The organism is Runella salmonicolor (assembly GCF_024158025.1).
GTDB lineage: Bacteria > Bacteroidota > Bacteroidia > Cytophagales > Spirosomataceae > Runella > Runella salmonicolor.
This window is the reverse complement of sequence record NZ_JAMZEL010000004.1, coordinates 441,703-456,775: the sequence shown is the minus strand read 5'-3', so window position 1 is coordinate 456,775 and position 15,073 is coordinate 441,703. Positions and strand designations below refer to the sequence as shown.

13 protein-coding genes are annotated in these 15,073 nt (G+C 45.1%); 5 read left to right on the top strand and 8 right to left on the bottom strand.

The genetic code is table 11. From position 1 onward, the window contains the following. Positions 1-11: 11 nt before the first annotated feature. From NCI00_RS13345 to NCI00_RS13315, 7 genes are all read right to left on the bottom strand, one after another. The gene (locus NCI00_RS13345) at positions 12-1,304 is read right to left on the bottom strand and encodes an MFS transporter (protein WP_166558745.1); all 1,293 of its coding nucleotides are present in this window, start codon (positions 1,302-1,304) and stop codon (positions 12-14) included. A 96-nt stretch (positions 1,305-1,400) separates the two neighbouring features. Beyond that, complete coding sequence (locus NCI00_RS13340) at positions 1,401-1,817, bottom strand: DUF1761 domain-containing protein (RefSeq protein ID WP_253528309.1); 417 nt, start codon at positions 1,815-1,817, stop codon at positions 1,401-1,403. 94 nt (positions 1,818-1,911) lie between these two features. Then, complete coding sequence (locus NCI00_RS13335; RefSeq protein WP_253528307.1) at positions 1,912-2,658, bottom strand: LytR/AlgR family response regulator transcription factor; 747 nt, start codon at positions 2,656-2,658, stop codon at positions 1,912-1,914. Positions 2,659-2,701: 43 nt separating this feature from the next. Continuing rightward, positions 2,702-4,276, bottom strand: coding sequence for a sensor histidine kinase (locus tag NCI00_RS13330; RefSeq protein ID WP_253528305.1), 1,575 nt, complete (start codon positions 4,274-4,276; stop codon positions 2,702-2,704). 186 nt (positions 4,277-4,462) lie between these two features. Next, positions 4,463-5,386, bottom strand: a complete 924-nt coding sequence (locus NCI00_RS13325; RefSeq protein WP_253528301.1) for a sugar phosphate isomerase/epimerase family protein — start codon at positions 5,384-5,386, stop codon at positions 4,463-4,465. Between the two features lie 187 nt (positions 5,387-5,573). Then, positions 5,574-7,481, bottom strand: coding sequence for an amidophosphoribosyltransferase (locus tag NCI00_RS13320; RefSeq protein ID WP_166558740.1), 1,908 nt, complete (start codon positions 7,479-7,481; stop codon positions 5,574-5,576). A gap of 161 nt (positions 7,482-7,642) precedes the next feature. Further along, positions 7,643-8,647 carry a cation diffusion facilitator family transporter gene (locus NCI00_RS13315; RefSeq protein ID WP_253528285.1) on the bottom strand — a complete coding sequence of 335 codons (1,005 nt, stop codon included), beginning with the start codon at positions 8,645-8,647 and terminating at the stop codon, positions 7,643-7,645. Between the two features lie 126 nt (positions 8,648-8,773). Between NCI00_RS13315 and NCI00_RS13310 the strand changes: the two genes are divergently transcribed. The 3 genes from NCI00_RS13310 to NCI00_RS13300 all read left to right on the top strand — a co-directional run bounded on the left by NCI00_RS13310 (position 8,774) and on the right by NCI00_RS13300 (position 11,462). Beyond that, positions 8,774-9,331: an NUDIX domain-containing protein gene (locus NCI00_RS13310; RefSeq protein WP_253528283.1), complete on the top strand. Its 558-nt coding sequence runs from the start codon at positions 8,774-8,776 to the stop codon at positions 9,329-9,331. Between the two features lie 69 nt (positions 9,332-9,400). Further along, positions 9,401-10,033 (top strand): LysE family translocator, encoded by a 633-nt coding sequence (locus NCI00_RS13305; RefSeq protein WP_253528280.1) that lies wholly within the window; start codon positions 9,401-9,403, stop codon positions 10,031-10,033. A 115-nt stretch (positions 10,034-10,148) separates the two neighbouring features. After that, positions 10,149-11,462, top strand: coding sequence for an Nramp family divalent metal transporter (locus tag NCI00_RS13300; protein WP_253528277.1), 1,314 nt, complete (start codon positions 10,149-10,151; stop codon positions 11,460-11,462). A 6-nt stretch (positions 11,463-11,468) separates the two neighbouring features. On the opposite strand, the gene NCI00_RS13295 is transcribed toward NCI00_RS13300, so the two are convergent. Next, positions 11,469-12,653 (bottom strand): hypothetical protein, encoded by a 1,185-nt coding sequence (locus NCI00_RS13295; protein WP_253528355.1) that lies wholly within the window; start codon positions 12,651-12,653, stop codon positions 11,469-11,471. Between the two features lie 171 nt (positions 12,654-12,824). Between NCI00_RS13295 and purN the strand changes: the two genes are divergently transcribed. Next, positions 12,825-13,400 (top strand): phosphoribosylglycinamide formyltransferase, encoded by a 576-nt coding sequence (gene purN / locus NCI00_RS13290; RefSeq protein ID WP_253528274.1) that lies wholly within the window; start codon positions 12,825-12,827, stop codon positions 13,398-13,400. A 56-nt stretch (positions 13,401-13,456) separates the two neighbouring features. Next, positions 13,457-15,052: a TonB-dependent receptor gene (locus NCI00_RS13285; protein ID WP_253528272.1), complete on the top strand. Its 1,596-nt coding sequence runs from the start codon at positions 13,457-13,459 to the stop codon at positions 15,050-15,052. The last annotated feature ends 21 nt before the right edge of the window (positions 15,053-15,073 follow it).

The window sequence follows — 15,073 nt, the reverse complement described above, 5'->3', positions numbered from 1 at the left end:
AGAGAGATTATTTATTCTTCAATAAAATCAAGGTCTTTGCCGTGCGTTTCAGGAACGGTCAGGGTAGAATAAAACCCTAAAGCGTAGCTGATGATACCCACTAAAGTACCCGCACCAATCACACCCAACTGCGGTACCGTAAGCTCAAAAGCCCCAAAAACATCCAAAGTGCCCGTTTTGAAGCCCGCAAAAAGCGTAGTCATCAGAATCACCATACCACGAACCATATTGGGAATAGTCGTGGCGGCCGTAGCCCGCAAATTGGTTCCAAACTGCTCGGCCCCAATCGTGACAAACATGGCCCAATAGCCAATCCCAAAGCCCATTAGGGTACAAAGACTATATAAAGCGAAGGGAGTATTGACCCCTGCGTAGAGATAAATAATGCTGAAGATTCCTGAAAAAGCCATCAAAGCCGCCACGGCTTTTTTGCGCGAATGAAAATAATGGCTGAGAAAACCGCTGGCCAAGTCGCCGCCCGCCAAACCTACATAACACCACATAATAGACAACCCGGGCTTGATGGGTTCGGCAATACCGAGGGCTTTGCCGAACTCATTGCTGAAAGTGGCCAAAATGCCGATAACAAACCACGTAGGCAATCCAATGCCGATACACTTCATATAGCGTGTGAAACGTTCCCAATTGGTAAAAAATGACAGAAAATCACCTTTAGCGACGTGCTTTTGCCCGGAGACTTCCGTAAACATCCCTGACTCAATCACCCCGATACGAAGCAACAACAGCCCGAAGCCCAAGCCTCCGCCCACAAAATAAGCAATGCGCCAATCTCCGAAGATTTCGACGGTAAAATAAGCGACAACGGCCCCCAAAAGGCCGATACCTGCCACCAGCGACGTACCAATGGCCCGCAGCTCTTTGGGCAAAATTTCAGAAACTAGCGTAATGCCTGCCCCTAGTTCGCCAGCGAGGCCAATTCCTGCAATAAAACGTAAATATTTATATAAATCGGGCGCCGACATGAAAGGCGTATCCTGAATAAATCCGCACAACACGTTGGCAATGGAATAGGTAATGATTGAACCGAAAAGCACCGAAAGGCGACCACGTTTATCACCCAATACTCCCCAAAGAATCCCTCCAAGAAGCAAGCCACCCATCTGCCAGTTGATGATGGAAGCACCAATGGCCGACACTTCCTGCTCATTCAATCCTAAATCTCTGAGACTGGGTACGCGTACAATACCAAACAACAATAAATCATAAATATCAACAAAATAGCCTAGGGCGGCCACAATCACGGGAAGTCCAAAAAGCGAGTTTTGGGTAGAGGGTTTAGACATTGGTTAAGGAGGGTTTTGTATTTTCTGCAATAATACTAAAAAAGCGTCGGCTGGTCTGATACCAACTGACGCTTTTTGTGATTCTTTTGAATATTCCTACGTATATTTTCGCCACCCGCCCAAGATAGCACCCATGGCCGCACCGCTTACTGCACTAAACCCTGCATTGAGGATGGACAATTCGACGGGCTTCATCTCGTAGGCATTGTTGGTAAAAATATTCCCCCCCACAATCAACGCCCCAATCAATGCACCCGTCATGGCTCCCGTTTGTGCGGTGCTAACATTCATGGATTTAAACAAAAGTGCCATCGCATAAGCTCCCAATAAGTACGTAATAAAACTAACCGCATACCCTATACTTCCGCCGCCGCCCGCCTCTATTTTATCTTCGGTCAGGCCGGTCAAGGCAAGCCATTGAGGTTGGAAGGTGATGTACCAGATAGCCCCTAAAACAAAGGTGGCGATTGCGGACATAAAGACCGCCATGTAATTGATTCTTAAGGTTTTCATTGAAGTAGGAAGGTTTGAAGGTATTGTAAAATAAAGCTGAAATATACACATTTTCAGAAAACCTTCCTTTTCTTTATTTCTTACTCGTTACCAATCATTTACCCATTAATTGCTGATGACTATAATTGGCTCCAATCGGTATCACTTGACCATTAATATACACCTCATACCGGTCAAACCGCTCTATTTTATCTTTGGCCACAATATAAGAACGATGAATACGCACAAAGTGCTCAGGCGGCAGCAATGATTCGGCTTCATTCATGGTCATACGGGAGGCGATTTTTTGATGTTTAGTGATAAAAACAACGTAGTTGCCGCCTGCCTCCAAATACAGAATATCGTCAAGCAGCACCCGCACCTGCTCATAGCCATTTTTAACAAAAATACTTTCTGGTACCGCAGGCGCTGGCTTAGCTGAAACATTTTCGACCAAGATGCTCCCCGCCGCCTGTCGCTTGTTTTCTTCCAAAAGCGCTAACTCTCTCACTTTCAGCACGTCATAGGCTTTGGTACAGGCTTTCAGAAATCGACTGATGGCGAAGGGTTTGAGCAGATAATCAATGGCATCGAAGTCGTAGCTCTGTACGGCATGCTCGGCGTAGGCGGTGGTAAAAATCACCAACGGCGGATTAGAAAGTACCCGCAAAAATTCTAGCCCAGAAATGTCGGGCATTTTGATGTCCAAAAAAATCAAATCTACGGACTCCCGCTGAAGAAAGTCCAACGCCTCAAAAGCATCCTGAAAGGTAGCTTTCAAGGACAAAAAAGGTACTTTTTCCGCAAAATTCCGCACAATATCCAGCGCTTTGGGCTCGTCGTCAATGGCAATGGCAATCATCCGTCAGATTGATTTATGAATCGTAAAAGTAAACAGTACATGCTTAGAGTTGGTCATAAGTGGCCAATATTGAGTTTAGCTTTTTACCTTTTTTAGCAAAATCAATCACCAACCGCACCGAAAACTCCTTTTCTGTACGATGAATACGGAGATCATGCGTTTTAGGATACAACAGTTCTAAGCGTTTCTGCACATTGACCAGCCCAATTCCCGACGAATATTTTTCGGGGTCTTCTTCGTGGCGCGGGTGAATGCTGTTAAAAACCGAAAAGTAAATTTGTTCTTGTTGGCAATACAATTTAATATAAATCCATGATTGATTACGCAAGCTGATGCCATGTTTGAAGGCATTTTCAACAAAAGGAATCAGCAACATCGGCGCAATACTCCGCAAACAAAGGGCATCATCCAAGTCAACTTTCAGTTCCAGCTTATCAGACTCCGACAACCTAAGTCGCTGCAAATCAATATAGTTTCGCAAATAAGCTACTTCCTGTTGCACATCAATCTGCTCTTGGTTGTTTTCGTGCATCATAAAACGCATCATGTCCGACAGCTGCTGAATCCCGTGGGAGGTTTTTTCGGCATTTTCTTCAATGGCCGTGGCATAAAGTGTGTTCATGGCATTGAACAAAAAATGCGGGTTGATTTGAGCGCGAAGGGCCGAAAGCTCAGCTTGGTTACGATTGAGATTGGTTTCCAGCGGTTTCACCATAAACTGACGAATCAGCGTAACGGCAATAGCCCCCAGCCAAGACACTAGCCAAAAAGCGAAAATTTCATCTGCATTGTAGCCATACAAGTAATTTCTAAATGAGTCATACAACAAAACCAAAACGATACTGCTGCCAAAACTAACGGCCAAAACGGCTAACAAAGTGAGAAAAGCTTGGCGGTTTTCATTGTTTCTACGAAACATAAACGTCTTCCATCTCAGCAGGTTGTGATGATACAAATAAGCGTGAAGAAACGCGCCCTGTACCCAAATCAGCGCAGGGATAAAGAAAAAATTACCGGGCGTTGTTTGAAAAGCAATCCACAGCACAGATCCAATCAATGCCAAGCTGCTACCATCTTTAATGGTTTTTTGGTTTGTATTTGGATTCGTTTCAGCTTGTTGCAACGCCCATTGGTACGCCTGAGACAGAAGGGTGTACAATACCAAAGCCAAAAACAGACCACCACTAAGTAAAGCTAAATTCCTAAGTCGGAATGATGACAAAACTTTGGCTCCTATAATATTGTAATTGATGTCGTGTCTGAAATCAAGTTCTTTCCAACTATATAAATAGCTCCAAGCACCCGTCAGCACAACTATACCAATCAGCATCAACCCCATCGCAAAAAAATTGAGCTGATTGGGCCAATAACGGGGAATTATGACGTGGTTTAGCACGTACCAACTGCCATACAGGGTCAGGAAAATACTCAGAATGGGCCACAGCCCATTGGTTGCCCAATCATATCGAAAATAAATACGGTTTTGTTCGAGCGCGTCAAGTTGAAACCACACGCGCGAAAAATACTGGTAATCAGTGGCAAGCGTGATTAACAAGAACAAAACGGCAAGGGCAGTAATCACCCAAAATTCGATTTGGCGAAAGCGTTGAAGTGTCATAGGAGTAATGATTAAAAAATGGCTGTTCTAGGTTAGACAATTCAAAAGTATACTCCGTAGCTACCCCGAAGTGAAATCTGTGACGAAATCCACGAAAAATGGGGTGAAAAAGCAAAAGCGTCCGATGGTTTTAACGGGGGCGCCCAGCCCGTCAGACGCCTAAAATTCTACCCTCAAAGAAGTACGCTACGCCAACGGAATCCCCGTATCTTTTGCCATTTTCATCACATACAGGCGTGCTTCGTCGTATTCTTCGGGGGTGCGCAAATGCTCCAACATCAAAGGCACTTCGCGCGGTAGTGCCGTTACATTTCGCAGATAAGTGGCGTAGTCCATGCCGCCGCGTCCCGGCATGGTTTCGGCAAAATGCACATCTTTTCCTACCACATCTTTGGCGTGGCAGGATACAATCCACTTGCCCAGTTTCTTGAAGGTATCGTTGATTAAGGCCGTATTTTGGTAAAAACGCTCGGGCGAGTTGATGATATTGGCAATGTCGACGTGCGCCGCAAACGCGGGGCGGTCGATGGCTTTGATAAATTTAAGGCAAGAATCGGCATCATTGGGCAGGCTCCAGCCCATCATTTCGAGGGCAAATTTGGCCGTTTTAGGTTTGACGGCATCAATCACTTTTCGGCAGTTTTCAACCGTGGCATCAAAATATTCTTTGGTCAAATTTCTTGCATCTGGCCCGTCCCAGTGTTTGGGATTGTACGAACCCGCAATGTCAATGCACGTCAGCGCACCGATTTCCTCCGCCAACGCCAGCCGCTCGGTCACGTAAGCCATGTTTTTCTTCCGTTTTTCGGCATCAGCGTCTAGCATATTGACCCACGCACCCACTTCGGCAATGATCACATTCTGCGCCGCAAAGGCTTTGCGAAGCGCCGCAATGCGCGGGGTATCTTTTAGTTCCACCTTCGGTACATAAGCTGCGCTGTATCCCAAACGCCGATGCTCTTTTGCCAATTCTACGGGGTCATCGCTTTTCAGAAAAATGGGGCCGCCTAAACGTAATGCATTGGGAGTCGACTTGAATTGAGGCAACAGCACTGCCCCGACCACTATGCCTGATGAGTGGAGAAAGCGACGGCGAGTAAGGGATTTCATGGAGTGAGTATTTTAACAATAAGCCTTTGTATAAGAAGGAAAAGGCCTAAATCTCATTAAAAAACCGAAAAATCACCAACTGTAAAAATGTAAACGTGTTTTTTTCGATAGAACACAAACAAAAACCCCTATCAACATTTCTGCTGACAGGGGTTTATATTTATGGATAATTGTTAACAATTAACGCTTAATACGCTCTCACTACTCCGCGACCTTCGTAGAAGTTCACGTAGGCTTTGTTTACGACGCGGTTACCGCCTGGCGTAGGATAATCTCCCGTGAAATACCAATCACCGCTGTGGTTGGGGCAGGCTTCGTGGAGGTTTTCTACCGTTTGGAAAATAATAGACAATTCAGCCTTTAAGTCTTTAGGACGAACAATATCCGCTACTTTACGCGAAACTTCTTCGGGCGTAAATGGCTCAAACAAAGCTTTCACGTAGTTTTGCTCATACGCATTGTCGGTTTCGAGCGAGGCCACGCACTGGGCGTATACTTCGTCGCGAAGGTTATCCAAACCGCGCTCTTTCAGGAGTTGCAGCGTGGCCCGGAAAGCAACGAAGTCTTTTACTTTCGACATATCAATGCCGTAACAGTCGGGATAACGAATCTGCGGAGCCGACGATACAATCACGATTTTCTTGGGGCCGAGGCGGTCCAACAACCGCAAAATGCTCTTCTCCAAAGTAGTACCGCGCACAATCGAATCATCCACTACCACTATGGTATCCACGCCTTTTTTAACTACCTCGTAGGTCATGTCGTACACGTGCGACACCATTTCGTCACGGGCGGCATCGCTCGTAATAAAGGTACGCTGCTTGACATCCTTAGAAACGAGTTTTTCGATTCGGGGGCGGAACGACAGCACTTTATCCAGCTCTTCGGGCGACAGATTTCCGTCCAGAATTGCTTTTTTGCGCTGTTTGGCTAAGTATTCTTCGAGTCCTTCTACCAATCCAAAAAACGCCGTTTCGGCGGTATTGGGGATGTAAGAGAAAACGGTATTTTCGAGGTCGTAGTCGACTTCTTCCAGAATCTGCGGAATCAACAGTTTACCCAATTGCTTGCGCTCGTGGTAAATATCGGGATCGGAAGCGCGGGAAAAATAAATCCGCTCAAAACTACACGAACGTTTCTCAAGCGGCTTCAGAATCTGGTGTTGGTCGTACTCACCGTATTTATCAATAATCAACGCATGACCTGGCGTAATTTCTTTAATATCTGCGTAATTGGCATCAAAAGCGGCCTTGATGGCTGGTTTTTCAGAAGCTACCACCACCACTTCATCGTCGGCATAATAATACGCCGGACGAATTCCGGAGGGGTCGCGCACTACGAAAGCCTGCCCCGAGCCAGTCATGCCGCACATGGCAAACCCCCCGTCAAAATCACGGCACGAACGGTGCAACACACGCACCATGTCCATGTTGTCTTCGATGACGTCAGAAAGGTCGGGGTTTTCGTAAATGCCCTTGAATCGGTCGAAAACGCGCTGGTTTTCTTCGTCCAAAAAGTGACCGATTTTTTCCATGACCGTGACGGTATCCACGCGGTCTTTGGGGTGCTGTCCCAACGAAACGAGCTTATCAAAAAGCGAGTCTACGTTGGTCATGTTGAAGTTGCCAGCCACCACTAGGTTTCTGCTTCGCCAGTTATTTTGGCGTAGCATCGGGTGACAGTTCTCGATTTCGTTGGCGCCGTGGGTACCGTAGCGCAGGTGGCCAAGCCAGACTTCGCCCGTAAATGCTACGTTTTCTTGCAACCAACTGGCATCGTAACGGAGGTCTTTTTGGTCCCCTTTGAGTTCTTTAAAGGCTTTTTTGAATTTCTTCTGGACCTTCTTAAAAATCTCAGCTACGGGTTGGGGGTCTACCGAGCGGTAGCGGCTGATATAGCGGCTACCCGGCGAAACTTCGAGCTTGATGTTGGCTACACCGGCACCATCTTGGCCTCGGTTTACCTGTTTTTCCATCAATGTATGAAGCTTATAAACCGCGTAGAGGGGTGTGCCGTATTTATCAATATAGTATTGAAACGGCTTTCGGAGTCGAATGAGGGCAATGCCGCATTCGTGTTTTATGACGTCGCTCATCAGGGAGTGTGAAGTGTGTGACGATTTGTTAACACAAAGTTAAGAAATCGGATTCCAAAACACTATGTTAAATTTTAAGGCAATTAAAATATTACACCATAACACTTTAATTATCAGCACAATATACACCTTTTAAACTTATTTAAAAATTTAAAAAACTTTTATAAGCCTTCATCTGGCTCTACAAAGTGTTTCTGGTTTTTGGATAAGTTATGAATACTCCAATCAATGTCCCGCTTGAAGGCCTTAGCCCGAACGGGGCAATCTGCCAAGCGACAATATTTACAACATTCTGGTAAACAGGGGTCAACGTGAACAAAAAATTCTACATACCCTCCCGCGTCTTTTTCCAGTGCTTCCTCAAATTCATGTACTGCCTCGTGTACCTGACGTAAATCCCAATAATATGGCAAGGTCAAATGGCAATCAATGTGCAGGTCAGAGCCGTATTTTTGAATACGCATGTTATGCACATCAATCCAGTAGTCGCGCTTGTGATTTTTGAGGATATTGACGATACTTTCCATCAACTCGGGGTCGGTTTGATCCATTAGAGCCGCCGCCGACCCCCGAATAAGCATAAAACCATTGTAAAATATAACCAACGACAACACCAACGATGCCGCGCTGTCGATCCACTGCAAACCCGTCAATATCAAGAGGCCTAGCCCAATCAAAATAAGAACACTGCTCAGGCTGTCGGTCATGAGGTGCTTACCGTCGGCAATGAGTGCTTCTGAGCGAGTACGTTTACCTACTTTTTGGAGATAATACCCAACAACTCCGTTGAGAACAACGGTCAGTAAAATCAACCAAAGTCCCCAATCTAAATGCTGAATCGGTTGCGGATGCAACAGGTGCTGGACGGCTTCAATGGCAATCCAAACCCCCGCAATGATAATAAGCGCGCCTTCAAAACCCGACGAAAAATACTCAATTTTTCCGTGTCCGTAAGGGTGGTCTTTGTCTTTGGGCTGAGAAGAAAGATAAATACTATAGAAGGCAAAGCTGCTCGCAATGACGTTGATAATCGACTCCAAAGCATCACTTAGTATGGCATTGGAACGCGTTAAATAATAGGCTGTAAACTTGATTGCCATCAGAATTATACTCAAACTAAGCGAGACGATAATCCAACGGAATTTAGAATTTTGGCTAACTTGCACGACTTTTTTAGGGTAATTTGGGCTCAAAGTTACGAGTTTACCCCCAGAACCTTACATTAATTCTAACCATTACAGGAAAACGTCGTTTTTCTCATTCAACAAACTTTATCAGAAATACAGCCCGTTATGTCACTTTCTTTTGAAACAGAAAATCCATGGAAAACCCTGACTTCCAGCGTAGTATACGATAACAAATGGATACAAGTACGGCACGAAGAAGTGCTCAACCCGAGCGGCGGCCCAGGAATCTACGGTGTAGTTCATTATAAAAATAAAGCCATTGGCGTCATTCCCATCGACGACGAAGGATTTACGTATTTGGTGGGCCAATACCGCTATCCGTTGGAAGAATATTCTTGGGAAATTCCCGAAGGCGGTGGCCCAATGGACGAAGACCCAATTGAAGGCGCCAAACGTGAACTCTTGGAAGAAACAGGCCTGATTGCCGCCCAATGGACGAAGATTGCGCGGGTTCACCTGTCAAATTCGGTCGGCGATGAAGAAGGCTTTTTGTACATTGCCGAACAACTCACCCAAGCCCAACAACAGCCCGAAGACACCGAGCAGCTTCATGTGGCGCGAATTCCGTTAAAAGAAGCCATCGAAATGGTCATGCGGTCAGAGATTACAGATTCTTTGAGTGTGATGGGCCTTTTAAAGGTCGCAAGGCTGAGGGGAATTTAATGCATAGCGGCGAATGTATGTCGCTTATTAATCACCTTGTTCTTAACTTTTAATCTTAACAGTTTATTTATGCCCCTTTTTTTGGCAGCTATATACGGATTGATTGCGGGTATTATCTTGTGTCTGACCTTCGGGACAGTGTTTTTTGCGTTGATACAAACGAGTATTGAGCGGGGCTATCGTAGCGGGGTTCAGATTGCGATGGGCGTCGTAGCCAGCGATGCTTTTTTTATTTTTACGGCCATTTTTGGAACCTCTTTTTTACCACAAATCAATCATTTTGATAAGTGGATTGGCGCCATTGGCATCATTTTTTTGGTCATTTTAGCCATCGGAAACTTCCTTAAAGTACCCACCCTAGAACCCAAAACCCACGCCGACAACCGCAGCCGCCGCCGTTCTAATCTGAAATATTTTCTAAAAGGTGTAGCGCTAAATGCCCTCAACCCCATCAATTTTATGTCTTGGGCGGCCATTGCCGCTTACCTCCGCACCAAAGGTCGCTACGACCTGAGCGAAATGATTGTGTTTTTTAGCATGAGTCTCGTGGGAGTGGGGGCTACTGAATCGGCCTTGGCAGTATACGCAAATCGCCTGCGTCGATTGCTGACGATTAAAGTAATTTATTACATCAATATCGCTACGGGATTGGTATTTTTGGGCGTCGCCACCAAACTCCTTTGGGAAGAATTTTTAAAATAGCGCCCCTGTTGTTTAGGTCATTGACCCATTAATTTTCAATCAATCGGCAAAAAATAAAAAACAGTAACACGCGGGTAACGTTTGCTTTAAAACTATAAATCGCCGACTGTTTCTGATGCAACCTCCTCAAACATTCTTTCAAAGACTCAAGTACTTAGGGCCTGGATTTATTTTATCGGCCGCTATCGTTGGCTCTGGCGAACTCATTGCGACAACTGCTTTAGGAGCAAAAGCAGGCTTTGTTACATTTTGGGTGATTTTGGTAAGTTGTTTGGTCAAAGTTACGCTTCAACTGGAGTTTGGCAAAAACGCCATTTATACGGGTATTCCTACCATGCAATCCCTCAATACCCTCAAAGGTAAACACTATGGAAAAGCGCATTGGTCTATTTGGGCGTGGCTGTCATTGCAAGGATTGAAACTGCTTCAGGTAGGAGGCATTGTAGGAGGCGTAGCCATTGTACTCAACATGGTTTTCCCCATTTTATCCACCAACGTATGGGCCATCACGGCGAGTTTAATTACGGCCGCTTTGGTGTATCAGGGATTTTATAAATCAGTTGAAATCGGGGCTTTGGTGATGATTATTTTATTTACGATTACCATCTTAGTTTCCCTCATTTCTTTACAATTAACACCGTATGCTATCCGCTGGAGTGAGCTGGCAAGCGGATTAACCTTTTCGCTTCCTCCTTCGGCCGTTATGGTGGCTATCGGGGCGTTTGGTATCACGGGCGTAGGCGGTGATGAAATCATGTTTTACAATTATTGGTGCATCGAAAAAGGCTACGCTACCTACACGGGCCCCAACGACGGCTCGCCCGAATGGGCCGCTCGCGCCAAGGGCTGGATTGAAGTAATGTACCTAGATGCCGTTTGCTCAATGGTGGTTTACACCACTGTCACTGCCGCTTTTTACCTGCTGGGGGCTGCCTTACTTCACAGGCACGGAGAAGTCCCCGAAGGATATGCCATGATTGAAACCCTCTCTAAACTCTTTACCGAAACCCTCGGTCCTTGGGCCAAAGTGATGTTTTTGATTGGGGCTTTTTTTGTGCTTTACTCTACGCTTTTTACCGCTACGGCCAGTTGGTCGCGTATATTCGGAGATGCTTTCGGACAAATCGGTTGGGTAAAATTCAACGATTCTGTATCTCAAAAACGTGTTATCGGCCTTCTTTCTTGGGCTTTTCCCATCATTTGGTGTGCGTTGTACCTCATCATCAAAATGCCGGTTTTAATGGTATTATTGGGGGGTATCGCTACGTCCATTTTACTTTTATTGGTCGTTTGGGCCGCCTTGCAGTTCCGCTACCGTCAGCTTCCACAATCGCTTATTCCTACCCGCGTCTACGACGTCTTTTTTTGGATAAGTGTGGTTTCTATTTTAGGCGTTAGTGCGTACGGTATTTTTCAAGTCACGCAGTAATTTTTGCTAAATAGCGGGATGCCGCTTGAACTCTTTGGTACGGTCAAACAAATACCGGTATGTAGCGTGTACTTTGTGGGGCGTACCGCCCAATAACTCTACAAAACGAATCATCTTAGGGTTAAAATCTCCAATCCAGTTCATTTCCAACTCTGTATACTGATAGTTGGGACGCCAAGCCACTTTAGAAGCCGACAGCGCAATCGCCGATTCTACACCACGCCCTTGAAATTCGGGGACTACCCCAAAAATCACCCCAAAGGCTTTATGGTTGGTTTTCAATAGTTTATGATATAAAAATTTCAATTTACCAATCAAATCCAACTTTCCGTTGACGTGTTTAAAGATTTGGTTCAACTCAGGAAGCATAATAAAAAAAGCAATCGGCGCGCCTTCATAGTACCCAAACCACATCAATTCTTCGTCCAAAATCGGCTTCATTCGCTGCATAATTCCGCGCGCTTTGTCGGGCGTCATGTCTTCTGCTCCTAGGTTTTTTGCCCAAGCTTTGTTATAAACAATCCGAAAATCTTCCGCGTATTTGTCCAATTGTTTTTTGTCGATATGTCTAAACTCGTAGTTTTTCATGGTCAAAATCCGCTCCGCACGTTCAAAAAACACCCGATTGACACGCTCCATGAAACGATCTTTGGGCATCAACAAAAAGAAAGTCAGCTGTTCGAAATACGTTTGGAAGCCGTACGCTTCAAAAAACGTTTGATAATACGGAAAATGGTAGCCCATGCCGTATAGCGGCTCTTTGTCAAAGCCATTGATGAGCACGCCCCAGAAGCGGTCGCGCTCGCCAAAATTGATGGGGCCGTCCATGGCTTCCATACCTCGTTCGGCAAGCCATCTTTTACAGGCGTCAAACAGCGTAAACGCGACTTTTTCATCTTCAACGCACTCAAAAAAGCCCATTCCGCCCGTGGGCTGGTCGTTGCCTTTCATGACCGTATTTTGATTCACAAACGCCGCCACCCGGCCAACGGTCTGCCCGTCATCGTCCACGGCAATCCAGCGGATGCATTCTCCGTCTTTGAAGTTTTTATTCTTTTGCGGATTGAACGTATCTTCGACGTCTTTATCCAACGGACGAATCCAATACGGATTATTTTTATAGAGCCGAACGGGAAGCAATAAAAATTCACGTTGACGCTGAGGATTTTGGCCTACTTCGAGGAGTTGCATAGCAGAAATTGAGTCAGATACAGAAGACATTCCAAGTCTTTAAGACGAGCTCTCCCAGACTAGGAATGTCTATACAAGGGAGCGAAATTATACGTTTCTCACAAATTATGAACCATTAACTTTGACAAAAAGCTAACTTTGCTCCCTCAAACCACCAATCATTTACCCTCAATGGCCCTAAAACGCCTTGCTATTTTTGCCTCAGGCTCTGGCTCAAACGCCGAGAAAATTGCCGAGCACTTCGCCAATCATTCTGAAATAGAAGTGAGCCTTATTCTATCCAATAATCCCCAAGCGGGCGTGATTGCGCGAGCGCGTCGACTGCACATCCCTGTCATTTTGTTTGACCGAAAAACGTTTTACGAAACCGATAAAGTAGTCAAAATCCTTCAAAACGAACACATCGACTTGGTAGTACTAGCGGGTTTTATGATGTTGATACCCGAAGCAATGGTACACACGTTTCCCAACAAAATCGTCAATATTCACCCTGCTTTGCTGCCCAAATACGGCGGCAAAGGCATGTACGGGCATTTTGTACACGAAGCAGTAGTTGCAGCACAAGAATCCGAATCTGGTATTTCAATACATTATGTCAACGAACGGTACGACGAAGGCGACATTATCTTTCAGGCCACTTGCCCAGTGACACCCACCGATACGCCCGAAGACGTGGCTGCTAAGGTGCAGGTATTAGAGCATAAATATTATCCAGAAGTAGTGGAAAAGATTTTAATTACGTTATAAACAATTAAAAGTCAGGCTGTTTGTACTTTCATTATCAAGACCATTGGCAGCCTTTCATGAAACAACTTCTTGTATTCCTTCTTACTCCTTTTTTTTCATTCACTCAAACGTGGATGATTACGGGAAAAGTAATTGAAAACTCTCATACGCCTGTTCCGTTTGCGAGTGTGTATGTCAACAATACCTCGATTGCCACCACCGCCGACGCGCAGGGAAATTATACCCTCAAGATTCCTTTTCGATTCAAAAAAGTAGAGCTGGTTGCATCATTCGTTGGCTATAAATCGGTCAAAAAGATCATTGAGCGCGAAAGCGAAAGAAACCAAACGTACACTTTTCAGCTGACGTCGTCCAACATTCTCGCTGAAGTGAAGGTCAAAGCCAAAATGGACAAAGAATGGAAAAAACACTGGCAGATTTTTGCCAATGGGCTCAAAGGTGAATCTCCATTTACCAAGAATTGCCTCATTCTCAACCCAGAAGCGGTGCGTTTGTCATACGATAATGTTCGCAAACAGGTAATTGCCACTGCTACGGAGCCTATTATTCTTCAAAACAGTGCTATGGGGTTCAAAATTATGTTTCACATGGAGGCGTTTCAGTCGGATGGCGAAAAAACGTTTTTTGCGGGCAATAAATTCTTTCAGGAAATTCCGCCCGAAGATGAGAAAATACAAAAAAGGCAACAGCGAAATCGGGAACTCGCTTACCGCAATTCATTTCGAAATTTTCTGGTTTCACTAACCCAAAATCAAACGAAAGAGAACGGATTTGAGCTGTATACCTCCCGTCGAGTCAGCGAAGTGTATCTTCACCGCATTTTGCTTTCTCAAGAAATCGCCGATGGTAATTTCAAAGAGATTTCTGCACAGGAAATATGTTTTTGGAATCCTGAAACAGAACAGTACATCCTGCACTCCAACCAAATGCTTTTTATTTTTGCGCTTCATCGGTTCGATGCTCGCTCGGTGTTCGTTGACCGACCGTATAAATACTCTCGTTTAGTTTTACCCAACGGGTACCTGAGTTTTAACGAAAATGGTTGGATAACAAGCCCAAACGGCATGACTATGTATGATTTTTGGGGACAGGAGGGATTTGCCAATTTGCTTCCCAACGATTACATCCCCACTGATGCCCCGCCCGTGGATTCATTGACTACACTTAAACCCATTGCCCTGAAAAGTCAATCACTTCCGATGAATTTTGCCACACAACAGATACAATGGTCCATTCGCCAATCGATGAATGCGGCGCAGGGCGCAAGCTATCAGCGGAAAGTTTCACCCCAATTGGAAGAAAAACAAACACTTGTGAATCTTGATTATGAAGTCAAAATTGAAGAAAGAGATAATTCTTATACCGTTTTTGAGTTGTTACGCCGTATTCCAGGATTGAAAGTAGTTTTTGACGGTTCAGGCTATTCCATTGCCTTTTCAGGTAACAATACCAACGTGGATGGCTCGGGCAACAGCACTCCTGCCTTGGAAATTGATGGTCAGTTTTCGGATAATTCTCAATTTGTTATTGAAACACTTAGCTCCTTATCCGTTCGACAAATCAAAAGAATCGGAATGGTCAAGTACGGCAACAGCGCAGCCTACGGCGCCAGAGGTTCTAAAGGAATCATTATTATTCAAACTGCTAAATGAGGTCTTCTCCTTACCAGAGGA

Coding starts and splice junctions, on each gene's coding strand:
- NCI00_RS13330 (WP_253528305.1), bottom strand. CDS start 4,276: ATGACACTTCAACGCTTTCGCCAAATCGAATTTTGGGTGATTACTGCC.
- NCI00_RS13295 (WP_253528355.1), bottom strand. CDS start 12,653: ATGCAACTCCTCGAAGTAGGCCAAAATCCTCAGCGTCAACGTGAATTT.
- NCI00_RS13325 (WP_253528301.1), bottom strand. CDS start 5,386: ATGAAATCCCTTACTCGCCGTCGCTTTCTCCACTCATCAGGCATAGTG.
- NCI00_RS13320 (WP_166558740.1), bottom strand. CDS start 7,481: ATGAGCGACGTCATAAAACACGAATGCGGCATTGCCCTCATTCGACTC.
- NCI00_RS13345 (WP_166558745.1), bottom strand. CDS start 1,304: ATGTCTAAACCCTCTACCCAAAACTCGCTTTTTGGACTTCCCGTGATT.
- NCI00_RS13340 (WP_253528309.1), bottom strand. CDS start 1,817: ATGAAAACCTTAAGAATCAATTACATGGCGGTCTTTATGTCCGCAATC.
- NCI00_RS13335 (WP_253528307.1), bottom strand. CDS start 2,658: ATGATTGCCATTGCCATTGACGACGAGCCCAAAGCGCTGGATATTGTG.
- NCI00_RS13305 (WP_253528280.1), top strand. CDS start 9,401: ATGCCCCTTTTTTTGGCAGCTATATACGGATTGATTGCGGGTATTATC.
- NCI00_RS13310 (WP_253528283.1), top strand. CDS start 8,774: ATGTCACTTTCTTTTGAAACAGAAAATCCATGGAAAACCCTGACTTCC.
- NCI00_RS13300 (WP_253528277.1), top strand. CDS start 10,149: ATGCAACCTCCTCAAACATTCTTTCAAAGACTCAAGTACTTAGGGCCT.
- purN (WP_253528274.1), top strand. CDS start 12,825: ATGGCCCTAAAACGCCTTGCTATTTTTGCCTCAGGCTCTGGCTCAAAC.
- NCI00_RS13285 (WP_253528272.1), top strand. CDS start 13,457: ATGAAACAACTTCTTGTATTCCTTCTTACTCCTTTTTTTTCATTCACT.